At 33.1% G+C, this 11,093-nt stretch carries 8 protein-coding genes; all 8 read left to right on the top strand.

The genetic code is table 11. The features are described 5' to 3' along the window. Positions 1-534 precede the first annotated feature (534 nt). Positions 535-1,296 (top strand): sugar phosphate nucleotidyltransferase, encoded by a 762-nt coding sequence (locus tag OZD62_RS00555; protein ID WP_010082157.1) that lies wholly within the window; start codon positions 535-537, stop codon positions 1,294-1,296. Between the two features lie 131 nt (positions 1,297-1,427). Beyond that, positions 1,428-2,387: an NAD-dependent epimerase/dehydratase family protein gene (locus OZD62_RS00550; RefSeq protein WP_006280064.1), complete on the top strand. Its 960-nt coding sequence runs from the start codon at positions 1,428-1,430 to the stop codon at positions 2,385-2,387. Beyond that, positions 2,344-4,680 carry a glycosyltransferase gene (locus OZD62_RS00545; protein ID WP_006280065.1) on the top strand — a complete coding sequence of 779 codons (2,337 nt, stop codon included), beginning with the start codon at positions 2,344-2,346 and terminating at the stop codon, positions 4,678-4,680. The genes OZD62_RS00550 and OZD62_RS00545 overlap by 44 nt, the downstream gene beginning before the upstream one ends. Next, entirely contained in the window at positions 4,641-6,335 is a 1,695-nt protein-coding gene (locus tag OZD62_RS00540) for a WG repeat-containing protein (protein ID WP_275019206.1), read from the top strand. The genes OZD62_RS00545 and OZD62_RS00540 overlap by 40 nt, the downstream gene beginning before the upstream one ends. A gap of 3 nt (positions 6,336-6,338) precedes the next feature. Next, entirely contained in the window at positions 6,339-7,328 is a 990-nt protein-coding gene (locus tag OZD62_RS00535) for a phytanoyl-CoA dioxygenase family protein (RefSeq protein WP_006280067.1), read from the top strand. Continuing rightward, positions 7,329-9,104 (top strand): ABC transporter ATP-binding protein, encoded by a 1,776-nt coding sequence (locus OZD62_RS00530; RefSeq protein ID WP_275019205.1) that lies wholly within the window; start codon positions 7,329-7,331, stop codon positions 9,102-9,104. 1 nt (position 9,105) lies between these two features. After that, positions 9,106-10,155, top strand: coding sequence for a threonine aldolase family protein (locus OZD62_RS00525; protein WP_006280069.1), 1,050 nt, complete (start codon positions 9,106-9,108; stop codon positions 10,153-10,155). Continuing rightward, the coding region (locus tag OZD62_RS00520; RefSeq protein ID WP_275019204.1) for a threonine aldolase family protein at positions 10,152-11,093 on the top strand (942 nt) is incomplete at its 3' end. The genes OZD62_RS00525 and OZD62_RS00520, both read left to right, overlap by 4 nt.

The raw sequence follows: 11,093 nt of genomic DNA, 5'->3' as shown, positions 1-11,093 counted from the left end.
TAAGGGAAAAGTGAAACTTTTTAAAGGTTGTTTAATACCTTTATACCTGTGATTGTAGCACTAATGTTGTGCGATAAATGTACAGTGAAAATGTCATCAGAAGTTACCCAATTATTGAGTAGTTTTTTTTACGGCGTCAAGACTCTTGCCAGCATAGAAAATATCAGTTCCTATATAAATATCCTTATGGGCTAAAAGAAACTTCTATTGGTTGATAGAAAACAGAAAAAAACTATTTAAAAAGTATACTCAACAATATAACAAGGAAGCATAAGTTAGGAAAAGTAGTAGGCCGTTGATAAGGATTTGCCTATTTTCTCGATCAACTAGCTTTTGTATAAGTACTGATGGGTCAATATAAATGAGTAGTTCTGGGAAGCTTACTTTATCGGCTAATCTATATTAGCGTCATAGAGGATTTATATATTTCAAGCATGTTAATTATTTTTTCTGGATCATTTAGGAAACTATAGTAGACTTTACAACTCATTAATTATCACTTAACTTACCTCCTAGTAAGTTCTTGAGTTATGTATGGATAACACGTTGATAATATTAGCAGCAGGAAAAAGCAGTAGAATGAATTCACAGTACTCAAAAACACTACACCTAGTAGGAAATTTTACTCTTTTAGAGCATATAATTCACAATGCAAAACCGCTGAGTTTAAAAAGTCTATCAATTGTCATTAACAAGCCTTTTCTAAAGGAGTTAGAAAGATTTAGTACCTTAAAAGATATAATTGATAAATATAATATAAAATTGATAATTCAAGAAAATATTACAGGTACTGGCACTGCAGTTAAAATTGCCCTAGAAAGCCTGGAGCGGTTATCTGACCAAGACATAGTTTTAATACAGTACGGAGACACCCCGTTTATATCTAGTGATACAGTTATGAGAATGACTGATTGTTTAAAGTGTAATAATAAAAATTTAGTTCTTCTTGGATTTAATAGTCAAGATAAGCAATATGGAAGATTAGTAATTGATGATAATGACAATGTTCAAAAAGTCTTGAAAAGTGAAGATGAAATTCTTCTTGCAAACTCTGGAATAATGGTTTCATACGCTAAAGATCTTTATACCCTAATAAAAGAAGTAAAATTTAATGATTCGACCAACGAATGTTGTCTTAATGATATAATACCCATTGCAGCAAGCAATAACTTACGTGCAGGTTATGTAGTCGCTGACGAAAAGGAAGCAATGGGGGTAAATAACAAAGAGGATTTGGTCAAAGCAGAACGTTATTTTCAGGCAAATAGAAGAAGACAACCAACCCTTCTTTCATAACTATATTTTTTTATTCATTGATCCTTAATTTAAGTTGACATTTGTTTTATACTAGTTTTATAATGCTTTTTAAGTCTTACTTGTAAGATGATAGGTGTGAAAGATTTTCCTGGTTGTAGTGAGAGGGACACATGGGAATATTAATAACAGGTGCTGCAGGTTTGATAGGATCGGCTTTAGTAGAAAAGTTAGAAAAGCAGGGTTATGAAGTAATAAGCTGCGATATTAGGTTTCGCGACAACCCACTCAGTTTTTTTTCAGAAGATATAATGCCGCTACTCGCTAAGTGTACGGGGGTTATTCATCTGGCTGCAATTTCTAGAGTTATACATGGTGAGCTTTATCCTGAATTGTGCCAAAAAGTTAATGTCGATGGTACAATCCAATTCTTAGAATTCTGCAAGTCGCTTCCGAATAAACCATGGTTTATATATGCAAGCAGTAGAGAAGTATATGGAGAACAAAAGGAACTACCAGTTGCAGAGTCTGCTAGTATCAACCCAATAAATAATTACGCCAAAGGTAAAGCATTTATTGAAGAACAAGTAATAAATTTAAAAGGTTCTAACTTTAATGTAGCAATATTACGCTTCTCAAATGTATATGGTGGTTTACTAGATCATAGTAGTAGAGTAATTCCTGCACTCTGTATCAATGCATTGAAAGGCGATCCAATTAGGATAGAAGGTAAAGAATGTGTTTTTGATTTTACCTATTTGGATGATGTTATAGAGGGTATATACTTAACTGTTAAATATTTACAAAACGAGAAATCTTCTCTTCCTGCTATTCATCTTACTACTAATAGCCCATGTACTTTAGAAAACTTAGCAAAAACAATATTAAAAGTCACGGAAAGTGATTCTAGAATTGATTTTTATCCTCCAAGAAATTTTGACGTAACTAAGTTCCATGGTGATTTTACTAGAGCTAAAGAGCTACTTGGTTGGTCTCCAAAGCATTCATTAAAAGTAGGATTAGGTAAATTTATAAAAAGTCTACAAAACAATACACAAGAATATCCTAACAATATAGATATGGTAATATATGAAAATATTAAAAGTTATTCATGGTTACCCTCCTTATTATAGCGCTGGTTCGGAGGTTTACAGCCAAACTCTTGCCCATGAACTAGCCAATAATAATGAGGTACAAATATTTACTAGGCATGAAAACAGCTTCTTACCTGATTTCCATTATACTATAGCTCTGGACTGTAGTGATTCCCGGATCTTACTGAATTTAATTAATATACCTACAACTAAATATCGTTACAAATTTATCAATGAAGAAGTAAATATAAAATTTAAAAGAATAATAGATAACTTTCAACCAGATCTTATACATTTTGGTCATCTTAATCATCTATCAATTACTTTACCAGAAGTTGCTTTTAAAGAAAATATACCTACAATTTTTACGCTACATGATTTTTGGTTAATGTGTCCAAGAGGAAGATTTATTCAACGTAATTCTGAAGATTTGTTACGGCTTTGTGATGGACAGAAGGATCAAAAATGTGCAACCCAATGTTACAAGGGGCATTTTACAGGAGATGAAGAATTCTTGAATTCAGACTTAAATTATTGGGAACAATGGGTTGCAACTAGAATGAAGCAAACAAAGAAAGTAGTGGACTATATAGATTACTTCATTGCTCCGTCAAAATTCTTAATGGATAAATTTACTCAAGACTTTAATGTTCCGATAAACAAAATTTCTTATCTTGATTATGGTTTTGATCTAAATCGTCTTAAGAATAGAAATAGGGTGCAAGAAAAAGGGTTTATTTTCGGTTATATAGGTACTCATACTCCCGAGAAAGGTGTTGACCTATTATTGAAGGCTTTTTCTCGCTTATCATCTAAAGCAAAACTTAGAATTTGGGGAGCGGCAAGGGAAGAAACTAAAACTTTAAAAGCGATTGCCGATCAGTTTCCACATGCTGTTAAAGAAAGGATAGAATGGATGGGAAGTTATAACAATAAAAATATAGTTACTGATGTATTTAATAAAGTTGATGCGATAGTTGTTCCTTCAATTTGGGGTGAAAATTCACCATTAGTAATACATGAAGCACAGCAACTGAGTGTACCAGTAATAACGGCTGATTATGGTGGCATGGCAGAATATGTAAGAGATGGAATAAACGGACTATTATTTAAGCATAGAGATACAAATAGTTTGTCAGAAAAAATGCAAGTCCTATCTACAGACCAGGAATTATACAGTGAACTGACCCAAAGAGGCTATCTTTATACTAAAAATGGTAATGTACCTTCTATAAGTGAGCATACTGAGAAACTTAACAAAATTTACCGTAATGTTATTGAAAATAAAGGCAAATCAGTGGCTACAAAACCTGGTCCTTGGAGAATTACTTTTGATACTAATCCAGATTACTGCAACTTTGCTTGTGTAATGTGTGAATGCTTTTCACCATATAGTAAAGTTAAAGAGGAGAAGAAAGCTAAAGGGATAAAACCTAAGATAATGTCAATAGAAACTATCAGGAAGGTAATTAAGGAAGCAGATGGAACACCTTTAAGGGAAATCATTCCTTCTACTATGGGTGAACCTTTAATGTATAAAAGCTTTGATGAAATAATCAATTTGTGCCATGAGTTCGGCCTGAAGCTTAACCTCACGACCAATGGTTCTTTTCCTATTAAAGGAGCTAGAAAATGGGCTGAACTATTGGTACCAATTTTATCTGATGTTAAGATTTCCTGGAATGGGGCAACTAAAGAAACTCATGAAAGAATCATGAAAGGTTCAAAATGGGAAGTAGTGACAGAAAATTTAAAAACTTTCCTTGAAGTTAGAGATAAATACTTTAGCGATACAGGTGAAAGGTGTACCGTTACTTTACAATTAACATTTTTAGAAAGTAATTTACATGAACTTTACGACATAGTTGAGATGGCTATAAAAAATGGCATAGATAGAGTTAAAGGACATCATCTTTGGGCACATTTTAAGGAAATTAAGGATCTATCTATGAGGAGAGATGAATTAGCAATTAGTAGATGGAATACGGAGGTGGGAAGGTTATATGAACTTAGGGATAATATGCTATTGCCAAATGGTAAAAAGATAAAATTAGAAAATTTTACGATCCTTTCTCAAGAGGGTATCAAGGATTTGGCTCCAGGTGGTCAGTGCCCATTTTTAGGTAAAGAAGCATGGATAAACAATGAAGGCAAGTTTAGTCCCTGCTGTGCTCCAGATGAACTACGCAAAACATTAGGAGATTTTGGCAATGTTAATGAAGTTAAACTGGAGGAAATATGGCAAAGTAGCGAGTACCTAAACTTACAAAAGAATTATTTAAACTATGAATTATGCAAAACATGCAACATGAGAAAACCATTAGTCAATTAATGAAAGATAGTGAGTACCTTAAATCTATTAGGGTTTCCCCCTGTGAAAGGTTTCACCAATTGTCAGAAAATCCTTTGTACAAAAATAGATTTATTAGAGTTGATAAATTTCACGAGCCTGGCCTTGCACCAGTTTATGATGAGACAGGCGCTTATCACATCGATGCAATGGGAGAAGCAATTTATCGCGACAGATTTTTAAAAACTTTTGGATTTTACTGCAATAGAGCAGCCGTAGAAGATGACACAGGGTATTACCATATTGATCCATCTGGATGTAGAGTATACAAACATTCGTATCAATGGATTGGAAATTACCAAGAAGATATTTGTGTGATTAGAAAGCATGATAAGTTTTTTCATATTGATTTGAACGGCAATAGAGTTTATGAGCAAGAATACAATTATGTTGGGGATTTTAAGGATGGTACCGCTGTAGTCCATAAAGATGGTAAAGCTACACATATTAATAATCATGGAAAGTTAGTACATAATAAATGGTATAAAAAGCTTAATGTTTTTCATAAAGGATTTGCTATTGCAGAAGATAAGCATGGCTGGTTTCATATAGATATTAATGGCAATCCTGTTTACCGGCAAAGATTTAAAATGGTAGAAGCATTCTATAATGGCATGGCAAAAGTTGAAACTTTTGAAGGTGTATTAGGACAGATCGATATTACCGGAAACGTAAAGTTTAGTATTTTTGATTTAGATAAAGAATCTCAAGTGCATAAGATTTCTGCAGAACTTTCCGCCTTTTGGAAAACTTACCTCGCAAATGTTGCTATTGAACTTGATTTGTTAAATATCTTACCTGCAACTATGCCAGTTTTATCTCAAAAGTTAAATATTATCGTTCCAAATCTAGAAAGGCTGTTAAGGGCGTTGTGGGAAATAGGGTTTATTGATTACGATAAGAACAAGGACTTATGGCAACTATCATCAAAAGGTAAGTGTTTTAAGGAAATACCATTTTTGCCTAAAGCAGCAGCAATGTGGGCAAGGGTTGCCGCTGAAAAGAATTGGTTAAAAATTGCCGATATATTAAGGCAGGAGTCAATATCTTCATTTGAATCTTTTAAGGAGAAAGAAACATCAGAAGACAGGAAAATAGCGTTTTACCAAGCATTGCTAGGATATTCCAGGTTTGACACTAAAGAGTTTAATTCTAGGGTTAATATAGATGGTGCTAAAAATATATTGCTATTTGGCGTACACTCTTTATTTCTTGCTTATTCTGATATACACAATAAAGGTTCTATAGGCTTATATTATTACAACGAACATAAAGTGCCTAGGCAGGCAGTAGAAGATTTAAAAATTAAACTCATAACTCAAGAAGAATTATCAGCTACAAATTATGAATTAGGTGTCTTTTGCCGCTTTCTGCAGCATTATGATGATAATAAGGTATTGTCTTATTTAAAATTGGTAAAAAATAAAGGAATACCACGCGTTTTAGTGATAGAAACTATCCTAGATTACTACTCCCCAGTGGGAGGTTCTGTAGATATTAATGTAATGGTTGAAACAGGGGGTAAACTAAGGACATTGAGCGATTGGAAAAGAATACTAAAACAAGTAAAAGGGCTTAAAATTTTTAGTATTGTACCTTTAACAGATTATTTATCAGTTATTGACATTAGGTGTTAATATATGAAAGCATTGCAAAAAAATGGTTTTTTTATTATCAAAAATCTAGTTCCTTTAGAGTTAATAACTCAGTCTTTAAATGATATAATAAGCAAGATATCAAAGTTATCTCAAGAATTAGGTGTTTCAACTTCTGACTATTTAAACTGCACTGGAAGATGGGGTACATCATCTCAGGTAACTAGAATTGTATCTCAAGTATTAGATAAAATTATTAAAAATTATCTTGAAAAGTCACTTCAATGCCAGATACTGCAGAAAAAATCAAATGTTATATGTAAAACTGCTGATTTAATAGATGCAGTTCCCTTCCATCAGGACATCTCTTATAGCTTTAATGACCCTTATCATTTTTCTGTTTGGCTAGCTTTGAATAATGTCAATAAAACTTCAGGTGCACTACAAGTTATAGAAGATAGTCACAACTGGAAAATACAGCCTCTAGTTGATTTTTGGCATCCATACTTTTTGGATCAATACTCGGATAACCGGGAAAATTATAAAATTAAGTCACTACCTATTTCGGCAGGAGATGCGATAGTTTTTGATTCACGGTTATGGCATGGTAGTGATAAGAATATAGATGCTAAAGATAGGTTTGCTTATGTTACGAGATGGGTTGTAAAAGATAAAAGTCTTCCTTGTGTGCCAAAACCTCAGCCTTCAGTTTTTGGTATATTAAACTGTGGTGCATTAACAGAATTTATACTGAGAGAATACTTATCATTATTTCGTCGCCAGGAAAGTATAAAAACAAAAAATATGGAAGAACTTATTAAGAGCTGGTTAGCCTTTATTACAGACACAACTACAAATATTTCTGAGGTCAACACTGCTGAAGCTAAGCGAGATTTATATAAGCTACTTATTCTGAATCAAGCGTCAGCACTACATGATGCTGGAGACATTTCAGGAAAAATATACAAAAATTTATGGTTTTCACTGCTTGTATTTCTCAATAAAAAAGTCAATGTGGTGGAGCTAGCATTATAAATGAACAAAAGTAGAGTTGGTAGTTTCAAGTATATATTGGTGTTCATTTTGAATATCTTATCCAAGTTTAAGCTTAATGTGCTTGTAATGTTCCTGGTTGCCCTAGTAGTAGCTGTTGATTTATCTTTTAGAAAGTATTTAGTAAAAAATATCTTAGATACAGCTGTAAAATATCAAGAAGGTAATGTAATTGAAAATCTTTTATTACCTGTAAGCGCTTATGTTTGTATGGCATTACTTATTACTACTGCTTTTAGATTCTATGGCTATTTTGTTGACATTCGAATGTTTACCTCAATGCGTCAAAAAATAGCTGATATGTCTTTTTACAGGCTGCTTCAGCAAGACCATTCCTATTATCAAAACAACCTATCCGGAAGTTTAGTATATAAGGTCAGTAACTTAATGGATAGTGTGATAGAGCTAATAAGACTGCTTATAGACTGTTTCTTTAGTTATAGTATAGCATTAATCTTGGCTATTTATACTTTATCACTAGTAAATATAAAGTTTGCAATAGCTACATTCATTTGGGTGAACATTTTTATTTTGATTTCGGTTTTCAGTTTTCGGGTGCTTACCGGATTAGCCGATGATCATTCTAAACAAAGTTCACAAGTAATAGCGGGTATAACCGACAGTATTTTAAATGTTATATCAGTAAGGTTATTTTCTCGGCAAGCGCATGAGAGGCATAAATTTTTTCAAGTATGCAAGAAAAAAACTATTGCAGAAAGAAAATTACAATGGGCATACTTTTGGCTTTGGTTTATATATGGCTATTCATTTGATATACTCCAAGCAGTAAACTTGTATTTTTTAATTCATGATTATCAATTGAACAAGATTGCAATAGGAGATATTGCTCTTGTACTTGGAATTAATATATCGATTATAGAGTTTCTTAACCATCTAACTAGGAATCTTACCCAATTTTCTACTCATTTCGGCAAAGTTTCGGATGCATTGCCAATCTTGACTACCGTACCAGAAATTCAAGATAAGGAAAATGCTAAAAAATTAAATTTATTAAGTGGAAGAATAACGTTTAATAATGTTTCTTTTTCTTATGAGGGTCAGAAGTCATTATTTCAAGATTTTTCAGTTACCATTAATCCTTGCGAAAAGGTAGGTCTAGTTGGTTATTCTGGAGGTGGTAAATCTACTTTTATAAACTTAATCATAAGGCTATTTGATGTTAAAAAAGGTAATATACAGATTGATAATCAAGTAGTATCGGAAGTTACACAGAGTTCTTTGAGGCAACAAATATCTGTAATACCTCAAGAACCATTGTTGTTTCATGATACTATTTTAGCAAATATTATATATGGTAAACTTCAATCTACTATCGAAGAAATAATAAGAGCTGCAAAGCTGGCTGGTATTCACGATTTCATTATGACTCTACCCGATCAATATGAAACTGTAGTCGGAGAAAAAGGCATAAAGCTATCTGGAGGGGAAAGACAAAGAATAATCATAGCGAGAGCATTTCTAAAAAACGCTCCGATATTATTTTTCGATGAGCCAACTAGTCAGTTAGATTCTATAACAGAGAAAACAATTCAAATGAGTTTATTTAAGTTGATGGAAAATAAAACCACCATTACTATAGCACACCGTATTTCTACACTTTTACATATGGACCGAATTCTAGTATTTAACAAAGGAAAAATTGTCCAAGATGGTAAACACGCTGAATTAGTTTCTAAGCAAGGTCTTTACAAGGAACTTTGGAATGCTCAAATTGGTTGTTTGAATGGCAAAAAATAAGATGGAAAAAATTATTGATCTGAGAAGTGACACTACAACTCTGCAGAGCTCCAACGTTATACATGCAATAAGTAATGCAACTGTTGGAGATTTTGCTTATGGTGAAGACAAAAGCTGTAATGACTTATCAGAATATTGCAAACAATTATTCAAAGTAGAAGAAGCATTATTTGCAACCAGCGGTATGCTTGCAAATAGATTAGCCATTGCCAGTCAAACAAGTCCTGGTGATGAACTAATAACTCATTATAATTATCACGTTAATTTTTTCGATAGCGCAGGCAATGCAAAAGTAAATAATATCGTATTTAATTGTATTAGAAATAATAGCGGAATCTTAGATGTTGCTGAAGTAGAATATGCTATTAATTCTAAGCCAAGGTACAAAATTTTTGCTCAGGTGAGTCTTGTTTCTATAGAAAATAGTATAAACGGGTTTAATGGTAAAATTTATCCTTTTGAAAAACAAGTCGAGTTATATCACTTTTTAAAAGCTCACAATGTAAATCTTCATTTAGACGGTGCAAGAATATTTAATGCTCATGTCGAAACAAATATTGCTTTAGCAGATTATGCTAAATATGTGGATACAATGAGCTTTTCTTTTACCAAAGGACTTGGAGCTCCTTTTGGTTCAATGCTTATGGGTAAAAGAGAGATAATTGAAAGGGCTAAAAAGCTACAGGTTTGGCTAGGTAGTGGTTATCATCAGATAGGGTATTGTGCTAATGCAGCAAAGTATGTACTACAGAACAATATTTCTAGGCTTAAAGAAGACAATAAACTCGCCAAACTGTTTGCAGACAAGATTAAGGAAATTCCACACATAAAACTGGTACTACCTTATCCAGAAACTAATATAGTAAGCTTTAGTATAAAAGCACTAAATGTAACTAATGAGGTTTTCTTGAGTAAGTGCCAAGCTTATGGTTTATTGCTTTTTCCTTGGCTCGAGTCTCATATAAGAGCAGTTACCCATCTTGGCACAAAGGAAACAGACATCATGAAAGCTGCTGAAATTATAAAGGAGGTTGTGTTAAATTTAATATGAGAGTAAAAATAGATTTCTTTAGCGATTCAAACACTGACCCTTCAGCTAAAATGAGGGAAGCGATGGCTAAAGCAAAAGTTGGAAACGAAGCTGCATGTGAAGATCCAACTGTGAACGAATTAGTGGCAACCGCATGTAAAATATTAGGTAAACCTGCAGGAATCTTTTTGATTTCAGGAACGATGTCCAATGTAATTGCTTATAAAGTACACATTCAAAGACCTGGTGATTACTTGCTGCTTGATGAAACTTCACATCCACTCATAGTACAATCTGGCTTGATCGCAGCCCAGGCACATGCTACTCCTTTGCCCATCAAAGGTACAAGAGGAATATTTACTGGAGAACAAATTGTTGAGTTTATTACTCGTCCTAGTTTAAGAAATATTCCGAGAGTTGGGCTTGTTTCTATCGAACAAACGACAAATTTTGGTGGTGGAGCTGTGTGGCCTTTAGAATATATTCAAGAGATCTCAAGTCTCTGCAAAGAGAATGACGTATTCACTCATTTAGATGGAGCAAGACTGTTCAACGCTTGTGCTCATACTAAAATATCTCCAAAGGAGTATGCAAGTTATTTTGATTCGGTATTCATTGATTTTAGTAAAGGATTAGGTGCTCCAATGGGTGCAATATTGCTTGGAAGTGAAGATTTTATTGAAAAAGCTTGGTACTATAAGTTTCAAATTGGCGGAGGTATGCACCAAGCTGGCATTATTTCAGCTGCATGTTTATATGCTCTACGTAATAATGTAAATTCTTTAGAAGAAGATCATAAAAAAATGCAGCACCTTATAGAAGGCCTAGACTCCATAGATCAAGTTATAATTGATATCGACCTGTATAAAACTAATATAGCGTATTTTTCATTACGTACTAATTGTATATCTACTCAAGAATTAATAAACGTACTAATGACAAATTATGGAATTAGAATG

The sequence above is a fragment of the Wolbachia endosymbiont of Drosophila seguyi genome, assembly GCF_028981765.1.
GTDB lineage: Bacteria > Pseudomonadota > Alphaproteobacteria > Rickettsiales > Anaplasmataceae > Wolbachia > Wolbachia pipientis.
Note: the sequence above shows the minus strand (reverse complement) of the source record. Positions and strands in the feature narration are given on the sequence as shown.

Bases quoted from the DNA above. Each gene is read 5' to 3' on its own strand.
- OZD62_RS00555 (WP_010082157.1), top strand. From the start codon at position 535: ATGGATAACACGTTGATAATATTAGCAGCAGGAAAAAGCAGTAGAATG.
- OZD62_RS00550 (WP_006280064.1), top strand. From the start codon at position 1,428: ATGGGAATATTAATAACAGGTGCTGCAGGTTTGATAGGATCGGCTTTA.
- OZD62_RS00545 (WP_006280065.1), top strand. From the start codon at position 2,344: ATGAAAATATTAAAAGTTATTCATGGTTACCCTCCTTATTATAGCGCT.
- OZD62_RS00540 (WP_275019206.1), top strand. From the start codon at position 4,641: ATGCAAAACATGCAACATGAGAAAACCATTAGTCAATTAATGAAAGAT.
- OZD62_RS00535 (WP_006280067.1), top strand. From the start codon at position 6,339: ATGAAAGCATTGCAAAAAAATGGTTTTTTTATTATCAAAAATCTAGTT.
- OZD62_RS00530 (WP_275019205.1), top strand. From the start codon at position 7,329: ATGAACAAAAGTAGAGTTGGTAGTTTCAAGTATATATTGGTGTTCATT.
- OZD62_RS00525 (WP_006280069.1), top strand. From the start codon at position 9,106: ATGGAAAAAATTATTGATCTGAGAAGTGACACTACAACTCTGCAGAGC.